This window comes from Nocardia sp. NPDC056000, assembly GCF_042269265.1.
Classification (GTDB): domain Bacteria; phylum Actinomycetota; class Actinomycetes; order Mycobacteriales; family Mycobacteriaceae; genus Nocardia.
In genome coordinates this window covers 407345-425162 of sequence record NZ_JBHJXS010000010.1, presented here as the reverse complement: position 1 = coordinate 425162, position 17818 = coordinate 407345, and the positions used below count along the sequence as shown (strand labels likewise).

The window sequence follows — 17818 nt, the reverse complement described above, 5'->3', positions numbered from 1 at the left end:
GCAGATCGCCGTCGCCGCGGGACAGCGCAATACCTCGGCCGTCGCATACCACTACGGCAGTAAAGACGCGCTGGTCGAAGCGGTGTACGTGTGGCGGCGGATTAACGCAACTGCGTTAACTTGGGGGCATGGCGGCAAAAGACCAGATCCTCGCCGCGGCGGAACGGCTCTTCGCCGAATTCGGCATCGAGTCGGTATCGCTGCGGCAGATCGCCGTCGCCGCGGGACAGCGCAATACCTCGGCCGTCGCATACCACTACGGCAGTAAAGACGCGCTGGTCGAAGCGGTGTACGTGTGGCGCATGACCACCGTGAACGCGCAACGGCTGGCGCGCCTGGCCGCGCTCGGGGAGACGGGAACGGTCACCGAACTGGTGCGGGCGCTGATCGAACCGCTGGCCGCCACCCTGCACGATCCCGAGCGCGCGGGCGAACCCAGCTGGTATCTGCGCTTCATCGCCGAAACCCTGTGGCGGCCACAGTTCGATCCGGTCATCAACACCATGCGGCGACCCGAGGCCGAGAGCGTGCGGCTCGTGGTCGCGGCGCTCGCGGGCAAATTCGACGGCCTGGCGCGCGAGATCTTCGACGAACGCATGCGATTGGTCGCCATGCTCGTGGTGACCGCGCTGGCGGATCGGGAACGGCGGTTGCAGGAGCCCGAGCCGCCCGAACATCTCAGCGATCTCGGACTCGATGTGCTGGTCGACGCCGCCACCGCCATCCTCACGGCCCCGTGGCCACCCCGAAACTGAAGTCACCCAACGGAATAAGGATCCACCATGACTGCCGCCTACGCCACCCTCGGCGAGATGCTGACCGGCCGCTCCCTGGCCGCCGGGCCGCGCACGCTGCATCGACTGCCCGGCGGTGCGGAGAGCGCGCCGTACGAGTTGTTCACGCTGACCCCGCAGACCAATCTGATCGGCGCGGAGATCTCCGGCATCGATCTGCGCGAGCCCGTCACCCCGGAACTGTTCGCAGAACTCGATCGCGCGCTGCTGGAGTGGAAGGTGCTGTTCTTCCGCGACCAAAACCTCACCGGCACACAGCATCGCGATTTCGCGCGGCTGTGGGGAGAGCTGGAGATCCACCCGTTCCTGCCGCAGGGCGAGGTGCCCGAGATCGTCCGCTTCGCCAAGGACGCGGAGAACCCGGGCGTCGAGAATGCCTGGCATACCGATGTCACCTGGCGCGAGCGGCCCGCGCTCGGCTCCGTGCTGCGCGCGCTGGAGGTGCCCGCTGCCGGTGGCGACACCATGTTCGCGGATATGGCCGCGGCGTACGACAATCTGTCCGATGAGCTCAAGGCGCGGATCGACGGACTGGACGCGATCCACGACTTCACGCTGCCGTTCGGGCAGTTCCTCTCGGCCGACGAACTCGCCCGCCGCCAAGCCGAATTCCCGCCCGTCGCACACCCGGTGGTGCGCACGCACCCGCGGACCGGGCGCAAGACGCTGTTCGTGAACGCGGTGTTCACCACCCATATCGTCGGACTGGACGCGGCCGAGGGGGAGGAGTTGCTGCGTCAGTTGTTCCAGCAGGCCCGGATTCCGGAGTACCAGGTCCGATTCCATTGGGCCGCAGGGTCTATCGCGTTCTGGGACAACCGGGCCACTCAGCATTACGCGGTCAACGACTACTTCCCGAATCGGCGGGTGATGGAACGCGCCGCCATCCTCGGCGACCGGCCCTACCGCTAGTCGTCGTGATGACCGGCACCCGGAATCGGCTGCCGGTCATCATCGCGATCAGGTGCGAGCGCGCGCCAACCGGGTGACCGCGGCGATCATGCGGTCGATCTCCTCGCAGGTGTTGTAGAAGGCGAAGGAGGGGCGCACCGTCGCCTCCACACCGAAGCGGCGCAGAATCGGCTGTGCGCAGTGATGGCCCGCGCGCACGGCGATGCCCGTCTCGTTCAACGCTTTTCCCACCTCGATCGGCTGATGGCCCGCCAGGGTGAAGGACAGCACGCTCGCCTTGTCCGCCGCCGTGCCGATCAGCCGCACGCCCGGAATTCTCGCCAGCAGGGGCGTGGCGTAGGCCAGCAGCTGGTGTTCGTAGCGGGCGATATTGTCGATGCCGAGGGTCTCGATGTATTCGACGGCCGCGCCCAGGCCGACGGCATCGGCGATATTGCCGGTCCCGGCCTCGAAACGGCCCGGCGGCGGCTGGAACAGCGACCGTTCCATGGTCACATCGCTGATCATGTTCCCGCCACCCTGCCAGGGCGGAACATCTTGGAGCACTTCGGATTTCCCGTAGACCGCACCGATACCGGTGGGGCCGAAGAGCTTATGGCCGGAGAATACGAAGAAGTCGGCGTCCATGGAGCGCACGTCGATTCTGGTGTGCGGAATCGACTGCGCACCGTCGACCAGGGTTACCGCTCCCGCCCGCCGCGCCTGCGCCACGACCTCCCGAATCGGCGTGATGGTGCCGAGCGCGTTCGAAACATGAGTGACCGAAACGAGTTTCGTGCGATCGGACAGCAGGCGGGTGTACTCGTCCATCCGCAACTGCCCGGTGTCGTCGACCGGGATCACCTTGATCACCGCGCCGGTTTCGGCCGCCAGCAGCTGCCACGGCACGATATTCGCGTGATGCTCCAGGTGCGAGATCAGGATCTCGTCACCGTCGCGAATATGCTTGCGCCCCCACGTCTGTGCGATGAGGTTGATGCCCTCGGTCGCCCCGCGCACGAAGATGATCTCCTCCGCCGAACCCGCACCTAGAAAACGCGCCACCGCCTCGCGCGCGTGCTCGTACGCATCGGTGGACCGAGCCGCCAATTCGTGTGCGGCACGGTGGATATTGGAGTTCTCGTGCTCGTAGAAGTAGCTGATCCGATCGATGACCGCACGCGGCTTCTGCGTGGTCGCGGCATTGTCGAACCACACCAGCGGGTGACCGTTCACCCGCTCCCGCAGAATCGGGAAATCATTGCGCACCGCGTGCACATCGAACGGCGGATGCGCATCCGGTGCGGGGTGCCCGACCCGGTCGCCGAGGAAGTAGAACTGCGAACCCGCCGGTGCCGCAGGTGCTTCCGGCCTCTCCAGGAAATAGAAGCTCGGCGTGCCCGGGGGAGTAGCCGGGCTGCCGAAGCGCGACGGCGTGAGCGGCACATCGAGCGAGGGCAGTGACGGCAACAGCGGATCGGTATGCACCCCACCGCTATGCACCGGAGCGGCTGTCGGTCGGGAGTCCCAACCCGGCACGGTGGGTGCGGGGGTGGGACCGCCGGGCGGCACCGAACCCTGTGGTCCTGCGGCCCGCGGTGCCGAGCCCTGCGGAATATTCGCCGGTGCAGGGCTTTCCGAGTCATACGCGGGCATTGACGGAATCCCGTTCGGCGTCACGGCCGTCACCGGCAGGCTCGGCTCCGCGACGCCGAGCGTGCCGATGGTGGGTGTCGCCGTGGGCAGCGCCGAGAAGAACTCCCCGGCAAGACGATTCAGCGTCGCCTCGTCGGGGAGCAGTCCACTCCACTCGGAACCGTTGGCGGCCACCGGTTCCGGTGGCGTCGGCAGGTCAGCGGTAGGTCGGTGCGTAGTCATGGAACTTGTTCACCTCGGCGCCCTCGAGCACTGCCACCGCGTCATCGGTCAGGATCGCCAGCGAGCAGTACAGCGAAACCAGATACGAGGCAATGGCACTGCGGTCGATCCCCATGAATTTCACCGACAGTCCGGGTCCCTGCTCCCCGGCGAGCCCGGGCTGGTAGAGCCCGACCACGCCCTGGCGGGCCTCACCGGTGCGGATCAGCAGGAACTTGGTCTTGCCACCGGTCACCGGCACCTTGTCCGACGGAATGATGGGAATCCCACGCCAGGTGAGGAATTGGGATCCGAACAGGCTCACCGTCGGCGGCGGCACACCGCGCCGGGTGCATTCCCTGCCGAAGGCCGCGATACCCTCCGGATGGGTCAGGAAGAAGCCCGGCTCCTTCCACACCTTGGCGATCAGGTTATCCAGATCGTCTGGCGTCGGCGGACCCGCGATCGTCGAAATGCGTTGCTTCTTCGGGGTATTCGCGATCAGCCCGTAGTCCGGGCTGTTGATCAGCTCGCCCTCCTGATGCTCCTTGATCGCCTCGATGGTCAGGCGCAGCTGCTGGGAGATCTGGTCGTGCGGGCTGGAGTACAGATCCGACACCCGGGTGTGCACGTCGAGAATGGTGTGCACGGCCTTGAGTCGGTATTCGCGCGGATCCTTCTCGTAGTCGATGAAGGTTTCCGGCAGCGGGGACTCATCGTAGTTGTCGCACTTGATGTCGACAGTCTGCTCATGGGTCACCCGGTTGCGCCGGTAGATGCCTGCCTCCACCGGCAACCAGTTCAGCAGGTGCACCAACCACCGCGGGGTGATCGACTCCATCTGCGGAACGGTCTTGGTGGCATTGGCGAGTGTCCTCGCGGCCTCGTCGCCCAATGCCACCGGCTGCGGCACAGTACTCGTCATGAAAACCGCCTTCAATTAGGCTAATTGGCCGTTACCGGCTGCACGGATACTAGCGCCACACATACTCCCTGTCCTGATGAGGCAAGGCGTGGGCGTGTCCGCGAAATCCGCCCTGAATCGACCGTTCTAGCTAACAGTGAGGAAACCGAAATTCCGCGGTAACGCGTGCGACAGATACCTGATTTTCGCGGCATACCGACCGTCATGCGTCATCCTGGGGACACCATGACCACCTACCGAATCGACGCAGGCACCCTGATCCCCGGCAGCGGTCCGGCCATCCCCGGCGGAGTCGTCATCACCTCCGGGGCAACCATCGGCTACGCCGGACCCGCCGCCGACGCGCCGCCCACCCCGGGGGCGACGACGATCACCGCGCGCACGGTCATGCCCGGTATGTGGGACTGCCACGGGCACTTTCTCGGTATCACCGCAATGGATCTCGCGAAACTACCCATGGAACCGCTCGCGGTCCGCACCGCCCGCGCCACCGCCGATCTGCGCGCCGCACTCGACGCGGGATTCACCTCCGTGCGCGAGGTCGGCGGCGTCGGAATCCATCTCGCGCCGATCATCGCGGAGGGCACGCTGCCCGGTCCCGCCATCTACGCCGCAGGAGCCATCCTCTCCACCACCGGCGGGCACGGCGATCTGCACGCGCTACCGCTGGACTGGGTCTCGCATTTCGGCCATCACGGCGGCGAACTGCGACTGTGCGACGGCACCGCCGAATGTATGCGTGCGGTACGAGAACAGTTGCGGCGCAACGCGAAACTCATCAAAGTCTGTGCCTCGGGCGGTGCGTTCTCCGAAGTCGATCACCCGATGCATCAGCAGTTCACCACCGCCGAATTACGCACCATCGTCGAAGTCGCCGGACTGGCCGAACGCGCGGTGGCGGCACACTGCCACGGCAAACCCGCGATCATGGCGGCGCTGGAGGCGGGCGTGCTCACCATCGAGCACGGCACCTACCTCGACGACGAAGCCTGCGCGGCGATGAAGGAAACCGGCGCCATCCTCGTGCCCACCCTGACCATCCTCTCCGAACTCCTCGCCACCCCCGACTCGGTGCCGCCCTACGCGCTGGCGAAACTCCGCGCCAGCCGCGACCGGCACGCCGAGGCGATCGCACTGGCACATCAGCACGGCGTCACCATCGCCTGCGGCACCGATATCGCGCTCTCCGGCATCGACACCCCGAATGGCTGGGGCCGCAACGGTATCGAACTCGAACTGATGGTCCGCACCGGCCTCACCCCCGCCCAAGCCATCGAAGCCGCCACCGCGACCGCCCCGCTCACCCTCGGCCCGCAGGCGCCACTCTCCGGGCAACTGCGGGCCGGGTACGACGCCGACATCCTCACCCTGGATATCGATCCGCTCGCCGATATCGCGGCGCTCGCCGACCCGCGCCACATCACCCGGGTGTGGAAGTCGGGGAAACTTGTGAAAGGCGCTGCCTGAGAGTGGGTCTTGATAACCCCTCGAACAGGGTGGCTCCGCGGACGCGGTGAAAAACAAGTAGAGCCGTAGGTCGGTGACCTACGGCTCTACGTTGTGGAGCTAAGGGGAATCGAACCCCTGACCTTCTCGATGCGAACGAGACGCGCTACCAACTGCGCTATAGCCCCAGCCGCTGACCGTTACCGGCCTGCGGTGGAAAACTTTAGCAGGTGGGGTGGGGAGTCGACGAATCGGCTGGTTAGGGGTGGTTTTGTAGGGTGTGGGGGTGGATATGAGTGCGCATTCGGACCTGGTGGCTGATTGGGAGGGGCGGGTTCGGGGGATGCTCGCGGGGGCGGGGCGGGCGGAGATGGCGGGGTGGGGGATGCGGGTGCTGGGGGAGGGGCAGGAGAATGTGGCCGTACTTGTGGGGGACGCCTATGTGGTGCGGCTGCCGAAGGATGCGGACGGGGCCGAGGGGGTTGCGCGCGAAGGGCGGTTGCTCGCGGAGTTGGCGGGTTCGCTGCGGCTCGCGGTGCCCCGGTATGAGTTCACCGCGCCCAATCCGCTCGGGCCGGGGGAGTGCTGTGTTTATCCGGTAGTGCCGGGGGAGGTGCTGTCCGAGGGGGAGTGGCGGGCGCGCGGGATGCTCGACGATGAGACGGTCGCGCGGACCATCGCCGAATTCATCGAAGGCGTGCACGCGTTTCCGGCGGATCGAGCCCGGGAGTTCGGGGTCCCGGCGCGGGATATGCGGGCGGAATTCGCGGCCCGTCTGGAACTGATTCGGGCGCAGGTGATTCCATTGCTGCCCGCCGGAGACGGACGAGAGTTGGCGGCGCGCTGGGAGAAGTATCTGGGCGAGGATCGGAACTTCGAGTATTCACCGGTGCTGATGCACGGCGATGTGAGTCTCGATCATCTGCTCGTGACGGGGAACCGGATCACCGGCGTCATCGACTTCGGGGATGTGCAGATCGGTGACCCCGACTATGACCTCAGCTATCTGTGGCCGGACGCGGGCCCGGAATTCGTTCGGCGCGTACAGCACTGGCGCGGCCGGCCGCTGGACGAACAGCTGATCGGGAAACTTGATTTCTGGGCGGTCGCCGACGCCGCCATCGATGTCCTCTACGCCATCGAACGCGGCATGCCCGAATTCCGGGACGTGAGTGTGAAACAAGTGCGTTCAATGTTGGCGCGGTTCGGGCATCACGCCGGTTCGGTATAGGACTCCAGCACCCGCATAAAAAGATCGACCCGGTATTCCCGCACCGCCGCACTGTCCGGCTCCAGCAGACACTGGGCCATGGTGCCGTCGTGCACGGCGATCAACGCCCGGCCCAGCCCCACCGAATCCGTCACCGTGCGCCCCGCCCGCGCCAGCAGCCGCAACAGCACCGGAGCCAGCGCCGCGCTGATCGACTCCTCGCGCGCCACCATCAACCGGCGCAGCGGCGGATTGCGCAGCGCGTGCGCGGTGAACTCCGAGGTGATCCGAAACCACTTGTCGTCCACCGGAACCGCACTCAACACGAACTCGACCGCGGCCCGCTGATCCGGAATGACCGCATCACTCTCCAGCACCGCCGACACCTCGGCCAGCATCGCCGCAGACCGCTGCTCCCACATAGCCAGGAACAACTCCTCCAGCGATGTGAAATTCGAATAGAACGCCCCCCGCGTGAACCCGGCCCGCTCACAAATCGATTCGACCGTGCACCGCCCCAGCCCGTCCTCCGCGAACGCCTCGAACGCCGCATCCAGCAACCGCGCCCGCGTCTGCACCCGCCGCCGCTTCACCGGCTGCGCCTCCACACTCCCCGCATCCCCATCGGCCCTGCTCACGCCCGAATCGTATCCGGCCGTCCGCAACCTCAAGCGATGGCCGCGATTTCCCCGTCATCGAACTGGATCGCCTGCCGCAGTCGTCCGCCGAGCGCGGTGGCGTATCGGGCCAGCAGTTCATATCCCGCGATATGCCCCCGTTCTATCTGCGATACCCGCCCTTTGGTGACTCCCATACGTTCGGCGATCTGAAGCTGGGTGAGCCCTCGAGACTTCCGAATCTCAGCCAGCCGCTGCCCGATCATCTCGGCCAGCAGCTCCTCTCGGCCGGTGGCAACGGCCTCCTCACCGCCCGCGCGTTCGACGAACTCCGCCCGAATGTCCTGCCAGCGTGAGTATCCGCTCATTGCGGACCCTCCATTTCTTCTAGGCGTTCCTTCAGATACGTCTCATACCGGCTCTCCGCCAACGGAATCGCCGTTCGGTACCACGACTGCCACCGCTTGTACTTGTTGCCGCCGACCAACAGGATGGTCGATCGCCAAGGATCGAATGCGAACAGGATGCGGGTGGTTCCGGGTCGTAGTTCCTTCAGATTCGAGATCGCCGAACCTGTCAGAGTGTCAGCGAGTGGCCGCCCCAAGCCAGGACCGTATTCCGCCAGTATGTCGATGGCCTGCACCACTCTGCTGTAGTCGGGCTCCTCGAGTTGTGTAATCCATTCCCGAACCTCATCGACCACGTAGATGTCCCACTCCCGGTTCGCCACCGGCGAAGTATAGGAATAACTATACCTGAGTTGTGGGTCTTTTGCTGTACCTGAACAGCGCCCCTGCGAACCCCCATCAGGCCGGAGGCGGTTCCAGACCCGCGGCGCGGGCGGCGGTGGTGAGGACGGCTTCGAGCATGGGTGGGGTGAGGCGGCCGGTGAAGGTGTTCTGCTGGCTGGGGTGGTAGCTGCCGAAGAGGTGGAGGGGGGAGCGGTTGGGGATGGATGGGGATAGTTCGTAGTGGGCGGCGTGGGTGAAGCGGGGTTTGGGTTTCGGTATGGGCCAGCCGGATTCGGCCAGGGCGGGGAGCAGGGCCTGCCAACCCCAGCCGCCGAGGACGACGATCGAGCGAAGAGTCGGTGAGAGCAGGGTTAATTCTTCGGTGAGCCAGCGGCGGCAGTTGTCGCGTTCCGACGGGAGGGGTTTGTTGTCGGGCGGGGCGCAGTGGACAGGTGCCGTCATCCGGGAGTCGATGAGGCGCAGGCCATCTCCGGGGTGCGTGCTGGTGGGCTGATTGGTCAGGCCCGCCGCGTACATGGCGGCTATCAGGAAGTCGCCCGCGCGGTCACCGGTGAACATGCGACCGGTTCTGTTGCCGCCGTGCGCGGCCGGAGCCAAGCCGATGATGAGGACCCGGGCGTCGTCGGGGCCGAGGCCGGGAACCGGTTTGCCCCAGTAATTTTCGTCACGGAAGGCCGCCCGCTTGTCGTGGGCGACCTGTTCGCGCCAGGCGACCAGTCGCGGACAGGCTCTACACCCTGTGAGCTGCGCGTCCAGTTCAGCAATTGTGCGGCACACCAGGGTGACTCAACCACATCCCCCGCACGAGCGGGGCGCGTCGGCGCGGCGTGGCGGCGCGGCATACAGTGCCCCGATAGCCGAGTGTTTGCGACCGTGAAGGGAACCGGCCCCAATGAGTGATCTCGTCGAGCTCGGCAACGCCGTCGGCACCGCCCAGAAGGTCGGAAATATGGTGGGCGTGTTCGCATTCGGCGTTTCGGGTGCGCTGCTCGCGGTGCGCCGCAACTTCGACGTCGTCGGCATCGCGGTGCTCGCGGTGTGCACCGCCACCGGCGGCGGCATCATGCGCGATCTGATCATCGGCGAGATACCGCCTACCGCCTTCGTCACGCTGCGGTACGCGGCCGCGGCGCTGCTGGCCGCCGCGGTGATCTTCTTCTGGCATCCGCCGAACCGCCTGATCCGGACCCCGCTGCTGCTCGCGGACGGTATCGGGCTCGGCATCTTCTGCGTCACCGGCACCGTCACCGCCTTCCAGCACGGACTCTCGGCCACCTCCGCCGCCGCGCTCGGCGTGGTCACCGCGGTCGGCGGTGGCGTCGTGCGGGATGTGCTGGCCGGAATCACGCCCAGCGTGCTGAGTGACGGTGAGCTCTACGCGGTGCCCGCACTGCTGGGCTCGGCCGTCACCGCCGCCCTGCTGTACTACGGCGAATACACCTACTGGACGGGCGGTTTGGCGGGTGCGGGTGCGGTGGCCCTGCGCTTCCTCGCGCTCTGGCGGCACTGGCGCGCACCGCTGGCCCGCTCGCATCGCCGCCGCGAATCCAGCTAGCCGAACCGGGCGCGGCGCATAGCGGGCGTAGTCGTGTTGCCCGGGCGCGCCGAACATGGTTGATAGCATGGCGAAGGTTGGCCAGCGGGCTGTGCATCACACCCAGAGAGAGTTCCTACCAATGCAGTTTGAGATCGTCGAGCGGGACGAGACGTGGGTCGCAGGGCTGCCGGTTCGCAGCCCCAAACGTGCTCTCGGAGAGCTGCGCGACCATGATCTCGAGGTGGCCTGGGCCGCCGTCCTGCATCAGGAACTCGGGGGCCCGCTCGCGGCCGCGTATACCGACTTCTCGCCCGAATTGGGCACGTTCAATACCCAGATCGTCGGCTATCAGTGCGAGTCCTTCGACGAGGTCACCCGCGGTCATATCGTGGCCCGGCTGCCGCGCGGGACGTACGCCAGATTCTCCGCGGTCGGCAGCTTCCCCCAGGTGATGACCGATCTCTGGACACAGATCGCGTACGCCGAGGAACACAATCAGATTCAGCGCACGCACAGCGGCGATTTCGAGTGCTATCCGCACGCGTACAAGATCGAGCTGTACCTGGCGGTAGAGGCCTCATGACCTATTCGATCGTGGTGCGCCAGGGCGGCGTCTATGGCGGTCTCGTGGTGCCGCGGGTGCGGCCCAGTTTCAAGGTTTCCAATAGTGAGCTCATCGAGTTCCTGCGCGACCGGCTGCGTGATCGCGGCGATGACAAACCGCTGGCCACGGTGTACGTGCCCGATCCGGCCGGCAACTACAACGTGCTCGTCTCGTACGAGTACTCCTCGCCCTATGACGCGCCCGTCGGCGATGTGCTGATCCGGGTGCCCAAGGGCGTCTACGCGCGCTTCGAGCCGAATGGGGATTATCACGATCCCGCGGAAGATGTGTGGGCTCAGGTCGACGACGCGACCGCTTCGGCGGAGATCACGCGGGCCTACCGCGAGGAGATCGAGATCTGGTCCGGGCCGTCGGAACTGGAGCTTTTCATCTCCATCCTGATCTGATTGCTGATCGTTAGCTAAATGAGAACCAACCGGTCTTGTGGTTGTGTTTCATGACTGATAGCAATGGTTTGACCAGGGGTGATTTCTAGACGTCCATTCGGGTTTCGGGAGATTTGCCGGACGCCTGGACAATTTCTCACGGCTGGCGGATACTCCCCTAGGTGCCTGTACCGGGCCCGGTTGATACATGACCGTATCGGACGGGGGCTCGGTAGTCGCGCGGAAACCCGCGCAGCAACGGAGTAGGAACTGTATGGCTGTGGAAGTGGTCGCAGTCGTCCCGTCGGATTCGGCTGATGACGACTTACTGCGATTCCGGGATGCGTCGTCGGGGTGCACCTTCTGGGTCGGCACGCCGCAGGCACATCCGGGCCTGTGGCGCCGCAACATCACGGGTGCGCTGCGCGCTTATCGGCGGTACGGCGTGGATCCGGCGCTCGAATACGACAAAACCGTGAATGGCCACTCCAGCGCGCTGTTCGTGGCCGCGATCGATCCATTCGGGGATGTGGTCGCCGGTATGCGCGTGCAGGGCCCGTACTCCCACGTGGACGAGGTCAACGCATTGCGCGCCTGGGCCGGACGGCCCGGTGAACCGGCCTTGCGCAAACGGGTTGCCGACCGGATACCGGAGGGTGTCGTCGAGGTGAAAGCTGTGTGGGCGGACCGGGGTTTGGACCGCTCACAGCGCCGAGCCCTGGGCGCGGCCCTGGATCGCTGCGTCGTCCACGTGACCACCCTGCTGGGCGCCCGCTACGGCTTCGTTACCGCGGGCGAGCATGCCGCGGAGGGCTACCGCAGCAGCGGCGCGCGCTCGGACTGGTGGATTCCCGCGGTGCCGTTTCCCGATGATCGCTACCGCACCGTCCCGCTCTGGTGGGATATGCGGAGTTATCGATCGGTCGCCGCGGAATCGCAGTTGACCTTGATCGATGCGGAACAAATCGCTCTCGCGGACGGCGACGGCGCTGTGCCGGCCGACCTGACCGGCACCGGAGGACGCGCCAGACAATGAATTCCGACAATACCGCGGCCGCGGAATATCGACCGCTGTTTCTCGATGAATCCGATCCGGAGGATGCGCGCCGGATTTCCGAATTGCGCGCCGAATCCGGTATCGAATTCACCGATTTACGGAATTTGCTGCGCGCCGAATTCGATGATCTGGTGGCACCGCCGGAATTATCCGAGGGGTCGGAATCGGATCGCTGGATTTATTATCCGTGGCGCAAGGCCGCTGTGGCATTGCCGGGACCGGAATTGCTGCGGATCGTCCGGCTGGACCGGAACCGCAACAAACTGACACGAACCGAACAAGAAAAGCTGACAAACCAGACAATTGGGGTGGTCGGACAGAGCGTCGGACATGCCATCGCGCACACCCTCGCCATGGAAGGCAGCTGCGGCCGGATAAAGCTCGCCGATTTCGACACCATCGAACTGGCCAACCTCAATCGGATTCCCGGCTCGCTCTTCGATATCGGCGTCAACAAGGCCGTCGTCACCGCCCGCCGGATTGCCGAGATCGACCCCTACCTACCGGTGGAGATCTTCACCGCCGGACTCACCGACGACAACGTCGACGACTTCTTCGCGGACCTCACCCTGGTGGTGGAGGAGTGCGACTCTCTCGATATCAAACTCGCCGTGCGCGAGGCCGCCAAACGCCATCGCATTCCGCTGCTCATGGAAACCAGCGATCGCGGCCTGCTCGATATCGAACGCTATGACCTGGAACCGGATCGGGAGCCCTTCCACGGCCTACTAGGCGGGGCCACGCGCGCCGACCTACGCGGCCTGACCACCCGTGAGAAGGCGCCCTACGTGGTCCGAATCCTGGACGCGCACGGCCTCTCCGATCGTTTCGCCGCCAGCCTGGTGGAAATCGATCAGACCCTGGACAGCTGGCCGCAGCTCGCCGGTGACGTCCAGCTCGGCGGCGCGACCGTGGCCGCCGCCGTGCGCCGCATCGGTCTCGGCGTCGACCTCGCCTCCGGTCGCACCCGCGTCGATCTGAGCACCGCGCTGGACGCCGTGGCCGAACCCGAACCGGTAGAAGAGTTCGTCTGGCCCGCCGATCCCGCGCCCGCGACCGCACCGCGCACCGATGCCGAAGCGGTACTGGCCGCGGCGCAATCGGCCCCGTCGGGCGGCAATGTGCAGCCCTGGTCGCTGCGCGCCGAGAACTCCACCATCGTCATCGAACTCGATGTGCGGCGCAGTTCCGGCATGGATATCGGCTATCGCGGCAGCGCGCTCGCCGTCGGCGCGGCGCTGTACAACGCCCGCGCGGCCGCGGCCGCGCGCGGTGTCCTCGGCGAGGCCGATCTGTACACCGACGGGCAATACAGCCGACCCGCGAGCGGACGCCTGAGCGGCCCGGGCGGTCGGCTCAGCGGTCCGGCTCGCCGCGCCGCGCCGCTGACCGCGGTATTGCAGCTGAGTGATTGGAGCGAGCCGGAATTGGCGCGGGACTATCCCGATCTGCTCGAACGCGTCACCAATCGCAATTTCGGCACCGGCGAACCCGTCGACCCGGCGATTCTGGAAGCGCTGGCGGTGACCGCGGCCAAGGCGGACGGCGGCCTGCGCTGGATCACCGGCTCGGCGGATCTCGAGACCGCCGCGACCCTGCTGGCCGCCTCCGATCAGGCCCGCTATCTGACCCCGGTGCTGCACGCGGAGATGTTCTCCGAACTGCGCCGCCCGGTCGGGAACAAGCCGCTGGATCTGCGCACCGGCCTGGATCTGCGCACGATGGAATTGGCCGCGGATGAAGGCGCCAAGCTCGATATCGGCGGACGCGCCGACATCATGGACCGCATTCGGGATTGGAACGGCGGTATCGCGCTCGGTGACTACACCCGGGACCGGGTGCTGTCCGCCTCGGTGCTCGCCGCGGTCACCTTCACCGCCCCACCCGTCGGCGACCCCGGGGAATTGGCCGCGTACGCCCGCGCCGGGGAGACCCTGCAGCGGGTCTGGATCGAGGCGCAGCGGCACCGGCTGGCGGTACATCCGGTGTCCCCGGTGTTCCTCTATGCCCGACAGACCGAGGATCTGAACACGGTTTCCCCGGAGTTCGCCGATACACTAACGTCACTTCAAGGCCGTTTCCTGGACCTGTTGGGAGTGCCCGAGCACGAGACCGTGGCGTTGGTACTTCGCCTGAGCTATGCGGCGGAGGTCACGGCGAGGAGCCGGCGGCTTCCGATACCGGGTGCGGAAACCCGCTGATGGGATCGGAGACAAGGTGCCTCGGCAGACGCTCGACTCACTGGTGACCCAGGTTGCCTCCGAGTTGATGGGTGTCGACGCCACCACGATGGTGGCGGCGAGTGAGCGGGTGCTGTCCTGGCTCGTCGATCACTTCGACGTCGACTTCAGCTATCTGCGCCATACCGATCGGGAGCGCCGCGCCTCGGTGCTGATCGCGGAGTGGCCGCGCCGGCAGGTCACCATTCAGCCGGATCCGTTGCGGGTCACCTACTTCGATCGCGCGGATTCGGTGTTCGCCAAGCTGGAGAACGCCACCGAACCGCTCATCGTGCGCCCGATTCCGGAGCACGCGGACTATCAGCACACGATTCATCTGTCCTCGGGTATTCCGACCGTGTCGATGGCGGCGGTGCCGCTGGTGTCGCGCGGGGAGTCCACCGGGGTGCTTGGTTTCGTCAAAGAGGGCGATCGCGAGTGGAGTACCCGAGAGTTGAACGTGCTCAAGGCGATTGCCGCGCTCTTCGCCCAGTTGCAGGCGCGCGTGGTGGCGGAGGAGCGGCTGCGCTATATCGCCATGCACGACGATCTGACCGGTTTGGCCAATCGGCGCGCGCTGCTCGAACATATGGAGGAGCGGCTGCGGGCGGGCAGTCCGGGTCCGGTGGCGGCGTTCTTCCTGGATCTGGATCGGCTCAAGGCGCTCAATGACTTCCTCGGGCATACCGCGGGGGACAACTTCATTCGGACGCTGGCGACGCGATTGCGCGATCACCTCGATCCCAATGATGTGATCGCCCGGCTCGGCGGCGACGAATTCGTCATCATCCCGGCCAAGCCGATGGACGCCAGTGCCGCCGATCTGGAGGCGACCCGGATTCAGCAGCTCATCGCGCGCCGGGTCACCGTCGGCGGTGAGACCGTCAGCCGCGGCGCGAGTGTCGGTGTGGCGGTGGGCATTCCGGGTGAGACCACGGTCGCGGACGTGCTGCGCCGCGCCGATCACGCACTGCTGTCGGCCAAATCGAGCGGCGGCAATGGCGTGGCCGTGTTCACCGATGCCATGCGCGCGCAGTTCGAACTCCAGGACGATGTGGAGCTGAATCTGCGCGGTGCGGTCTCGGATGGTTCGCTGCTGCTGCACTATCAGCCGGAGGTGGATCTGCGCACCGGGCGCGTGGTCGCCCTGGAGGCGCTGGTGCGCTGGCAGCATCCCACGCGCGGTTTGCTACCCCCGGGCGCGTTCGTCGGCGTCGCGGAGGCCACCAATCTCGCGGGTGAGCTGGGCCGCTGGGTGATTCGCTCGGCGTGCGAGCAGTTCGCGCAGTGGCGGCGGCGTGGTTTGGCGTCGAGCGTGGTGATCCGCATCAATGTGTCGCCGGTGCAGTTGGTGAGCCTGGATTTCGTGGAGACCATGGAGGGGATTCTGCGGCGCTTCGGCATCGACGGGTCCTCGGTATGCCTGGAGATCACCGAGCACGTGGTGGTGCAGGATCTGGCTCGCACGCAGGTGACGTTGCGCGGGCTCAAGCGGATGGGCGTGCAGATCGCCATCGACGATTTCGGCACCGGATATTCGTCTTTGTCGCATCTCAAAGCGCTGCCGGTGGACGCGGTGAAGATCGACCGCGGTTTCGTACAGCGCCTCGGCGCCAGCGCGGATGATCTCGCGATCGTGAAATCCATTGTGGGACTTGCCGGTTCGTTCGGCCTGGGCGTCGTCGGCGAGGGCGTGGAGACGACCGTCGCGGCGCGTACCCTGGTGGCACTGGGTTGTTATCGCGCACAAGGATTCCTGATCGCGCGGCCGATGCCCGCCGAAGAGGTGGAAACTCATCTGGCAGCGGGGCGGATAGCCCTCGACCTGGACCTACCCGGTACCGGCCGGTCTGTAACCCCCTAGAAGTATGGGGCTGATTGGGGGGTTGCATTGTTCGCGATGGAGTTTGAGCGCGTAGTAGGTTCGGTGGACAAACGGGGCAATCAAAGGGATGTGGACCGGCGTGCGAACCTTCAGTAGCAGGAAGACCCTGATCACCGGAGCCGCCAGCGGAATCGGGCGGGCCACCGCGCTGGCCGCTGCCCGCAAGGGCGCGCGCCTGGTGCTCACCGATGTGAACTCCGACGGCCTCGACGCGACGGTCGACGAGATCCGCGCCGCGGGCGGGGTGGTCGACTATGCCCAGGCCATGGATGTCAGCGATTACGACGCCGTCACCGCCTTCGCGGGCAAGGTGCACGATCAGGTCGGCTCGCTCGACGTGGTCATGAACGTCGCGGGCATCTCCACCTGGGGCACCGTGGAGAACCTCGAGCACAAACACTGGAAGCGTCTGGTGGATGTGAATCTGATGGGTCCCATCCACGTCATCGAGAACTTCGTGCCGCCCATGATCGCGGCCGGGCGCGGCGGCGCGCTGGTGAACGTGTCCTCGGCGGCCGGGCTGATGGCCTTCCCGTGGCATGCCGCGTACAGCGCCAGCAAGTTCGGGTTGCGCGGGGTGTCCGAGGTGCTGCGGTTCGATCTCGAGCGGCATGACATCTCGGTGCACCTGGTGGTGCCGGGCGCGGTGGACACGCCGCTGGTGCAGAGCGTCGACGTGATCGGCGTGGATCGTGACGATCCGCGAATCCAGGCCTGGATCAAGCGATTCCGGCGGCACGCCAAGAAGCCGGAGCAGGTCGCCGATTCCATCCTGCGCGGGGTGGAGAAGGGCCGCTACCTCATCCACACCCAGTTCGACATCCGCTTCGGCTACTGGTGGGTCCGCAAATTCGCCTGGCCGTACGAATTCGCCATGCGCCGCGCCAACGCCCTGTTCACCACGTTCCTGCCCCGCGAGCAGCGGCAATTGCCGCCGAAGGCTGCGGCACAGGCCGAGGTGGAAGCCGGTGTAGATGCGGTAGCACCGGAACGAGTCCGGCCCGAGGTCTGAGCCCCCTCGTCGTCCCGGCCCAAATGGATGCCGGGATGACGGGCCGGGAAGGCTAGGCGCTCAAGAGGTCTCGGCGAGGGGCAGGGAGCAGCCCTGCTCGGGCTTCGTGCAGTTCTCGGCGGCGTGCACGTCCAGGACGCGCGCGCCCGGGCCCTCGTCGCCGAGGTGGTCGTGGGCGTTGACGATCTTGCAGGTGCCCAGGGACAGGCAGCCGCAGCCGATGCAGCCGGTGAGGCTGTCGCGCAGGCGAATCAGCTGTTCTATGCGCTCGTCCAGGTCGGATCGCCACGCCGTGGACAGGGCTTCCCAGTCGCGGCGGGTGGGGTTGCGGCCGTCGGGGAGGTTGTCCAGGGCCTGGCGGATTTCGCCGAGGGGAATTCCGACACGCTGTGAGATGCGGATGAAGGCCACTCGGCGCAGGGTTTCCCGGGGGTAGCGGCGTTGGTTGCCGCTGGTTCGGCGGGCTGTGATCAAGCCCTCACGTTCGTAGAAGTGCAAGGCGGACACCGTAACTCCGGCGCGTTGTGCCAGCTGGCCCGGCGTCAGTTCCTTCGCCTGCCAGGACGCGGTCTGCATACCTGAAGGTTAGTCGAGGTTTTTACCCGGCGCGAATTGCATGCCTTCTT

General features: G+C 66.2%; 18 protein-coding genes and 1 tRNA gene. 11 read left to right on the top strand and 8 right to left on the bottom strand.

Annotation, left to right across the window (positions count from 1 at the left end):
- Positions 1-128: 128 nt before the first annotated feature.
- Complete coding sequence (locus ACFC4D_RS29495; RefSeq protein WP_376068200.1) at positions 129-755, top strand: TetR/AcrR family transcriptional regulator; 627 nt, start codon at positions 129-131, stop codon at positions 753-755.
- A gap of 27 nt (positions 756-782) precedes the next feature.
- Entirely contained in the window at positions 783-1706 is a 924-nt protein-coding gene (locus ACFC4D_RS29490) for a TauD/TfdA family dioxygenase (protein ID WP_364642175.1), read from the top strand.
- 48 nt (positions 1707-1754) lie between these two features.
- Here the strand turns inward: ACFC4D_RS29490 and ACFC4D_RS29485 are convergent, their stop codons facing one another.
- Both ACFC4D_RS29485 and ACFC4D_RS29480 read right to left on the bottom strand, forming a co-directional pair.
- Positions 1755-3563: a family 2A encapsulin nanocompartment cargo protein cysteine desulfurase gene (locus tag ACFC4D_RS29485; RefSeq protein WP_376068199.1), complete on the bottom strand. Its 1809-nt coding sequence runs from the start codon at positions 3561-3563 to the stop codon at positions 1755-1757.
- Positions 3538-4467, bottom strand: a complete 930-nt coding sequence (locus ACFC4D_RS29480; protein WP_376068197.1) for a family 2A encapsulin nanocompartment shell protein — start codon at positions 4465-4467, stop codon at positions 3538-3540. Before ACFC4D_RS29480 ends, ACFC4D_RS29485 begins: the two co-directional genes overlap by 26 nt.
- A 225-nt stretch (positions 4468-4692) precedes the next feature.
- Here ACFC4D_RS29480 and ACFC4D_RS29475 point away from each other — a divergent pair, with 225 nt between their 5' ends.
- Positions 4693-5934 (top strand): amidohydrolase family protein, encoded by a 1242-nt coding sequence (locus ACFC4D_RS29475; RefSeq protein ID WP_376068196.1) that lies wholly within the window; start codon positions 4693-4695, stop codon positions 5932-5934.
- Between the two features lie 94 nt (positions 5935-6028).
- Here ACFC4D_RS29475 and ACFC4D_RS29470 read toward each other — a convergent pair.
- A tRNA-Ala gene (locus tag ACFC4D_RS29470) sits at positions 6029-6101 on the bottom strand.
- Between the two features lie 104 nt (positions 6102-6205).
- Here ACFC4D_RS29470 and ACFC4D_RS29465 point away from each other — a divergent pair.
- On the top strand, positions 6206-7144 hold the full coding sequence (locus tag ACFC4D_RS29465) for a phosphotransferase (protein ID WP_376068195.1): 939 nt from the start codon (positions 6206-6208) through the stop codon (positions 7142-7144).
- Here the strand turns inward: ACFC4D_RS29465 and ACFC4D_RS29460 are convergent.
- The 4 genes from ACFC4D_RS29460 to ACFC4D_RS29445 all read right to left on the bottom strand — a co-directional run bounded on the left by ACFC4D_RS29460 (position 7126) and on the right by ACFC4D_RS29445 (position 9269).
- On the bottom strand, positions 7126-7761 hold the full coding sequence (locus ACFC4D_RS29460) for a TetR/AcrR family transcriptional regulator (RefSeq protein WP_364642164.1): 636 nt from the start codon (positions 7759-7761) through the stop codon (positions 7126-7128). The two genes, ACFC4D_RS29465 and ACFC4D_RS29460, sit on opposite strands and share 19 nt — an antisense overlap.
- A gap of 29 nt (positions 7762-7790) precedes the next feature.
- A complete protein-coding gene (locus ACFC4D_RS29455; RefSeq protein WP_376068193.1) occupies positions 7791-8108 on the bottom strand; it encodes a helix-turn-helix domain-containing protein in 318 nt (105 codons plus the stop codon).
- Complete coding sequence (locus ACFC4D_RS29450) at positions 8105-8470, bottom strand: type II toxin-antitoxin system RelE/ParE family toxin (RefSeq protein WP_376068191.1); 366 nt, start codon at positions 8468-8470, stop codon at positions 8105-8107. Before ACFC4D_RS29450 ends, ACFC4D_RS29455 begins: the two co-directional genes overlap by 4 nt.
- Positions 8471-8546: 76 nt before the next feature.
- Positions 8547-9269, bottom strand: a complete 723-nt coding sequence (locus tag ACFC4D_RS29445; RefSeq protein ID WP_376068189.1) for a uracil-DNA glycosylase — start codon at positions 9267-9269, stop codon at positions 8547-8549.
- A gap of 115 nt (positions 9270-9384) precedes the next feature.
- On the opposite strand from ACFC4D_RS29445, the gene ACFC4D_RS29440 reads away from it, so the two are divergent.
- The 7 genes from ACFC4D_RS29440 to ACFC4D_RS29410 all read left to right on the top strand — a co-directional run bounded on the left by ACFC4D_RS29440 (position 9385) and on the right by ACFC4D_RS29410 (position 17192).
- Positions 9385-10047, top strand: coding sequence for a trimeric intracellular cation channel family protein (locus ACFC4D_RS29440; protein WP_375964939.1), 663 nt, complete (start codon positions 9385-9387; stop codon positions 10045-10047).
- Positions 10048-10168: 121 nt separating this feature from the next.
- Complete coding sequence (locus ACFC4D_RS29435) at positions 10169-10612, top strand: GyrI-like domain-containing protein (RefSeq protein ID WP_364642155.1); 444 nt, start codon at positions 10169-10171, stop codon at positions 10610-10612.
- Entirely contained in the window at positions 10609-11040 is a 432-nt protein-coding gene (locus ACFC4D_RS29430; protein WP_375964942.1) for an effector binding domain-containing protein, read from the top strand. The genes ACFC4D_RS29435 and ACFC4D_RS29430 overlap by 4 nt, the downstream gene beginning before the upstream one ends.
- A 253-nt stretch (positions 11041-11293) precedes the next feature.
- Positions 11294-12055: a hypothetical protein gene (locus ACFC4D_RS29425; RefSeq protein WP_376068187.1), complete on the top strand. Its 762-nt coding sequence runs from the start codon at positions 11294-11296 to the stop codon at positions 12053-12055.
- Positions 12052-14277, top strand: a complete 2226-nt coding sequence (locus tag ACFC4D_RS29420; protein WP_376068185.1) for an Rv1355c family protein — start codon at positions 12052-12054, stop codon at positions 14275-14277. The genes ACFC4D_RS29425 and ACFC4D_RS29420 overlap by 4 nt, the downstream gene beginning before the upstream one ends.
- Positions 14278-14293: 16 nt before the next feature.
- Positions 14294-16159 (top strand): sensor domain-containing phosphodiesterase, encoded by a 1866-nt coding sequence (locus ACFC4D_RS29415; RefSeq protein ID WP_364642144.1) that lies wholly within the window; start codon positions 14294-14296, stop codon positions 16157-16159.
- Positions 16160-16247: 88 nt separating this feature from the next.
- Positions 16248-17192: an SDR family oxidoreductase gene (locus tag ACFC4D_RS29410; RefSeq protein WP_376068183.1), complete on the top strand. Its 945-nt coding sequence runs from the start codon at positions 16248-16250 to the stop codon at positions 17190-17192.
- Positions 17193-17252: 60 nt separating this feature from the next.
- Here the strand turns inward: ACFC4D_RS29410 and soxR are convergent, their stop codons facing one another.
- A complete protein-coding gene (soxR, locus tag ACFC4D_RS29405; protein ID WP_364642138.1) occupies positions 17253-17768 on the bottom strand; it encodes a redox-sensitive transcriptional activator SoxR in 516 nt (171 codons plus the stop codon).
- Between the last annotated feature and the right edge of the window lie 50 nt (positions 17769-17818).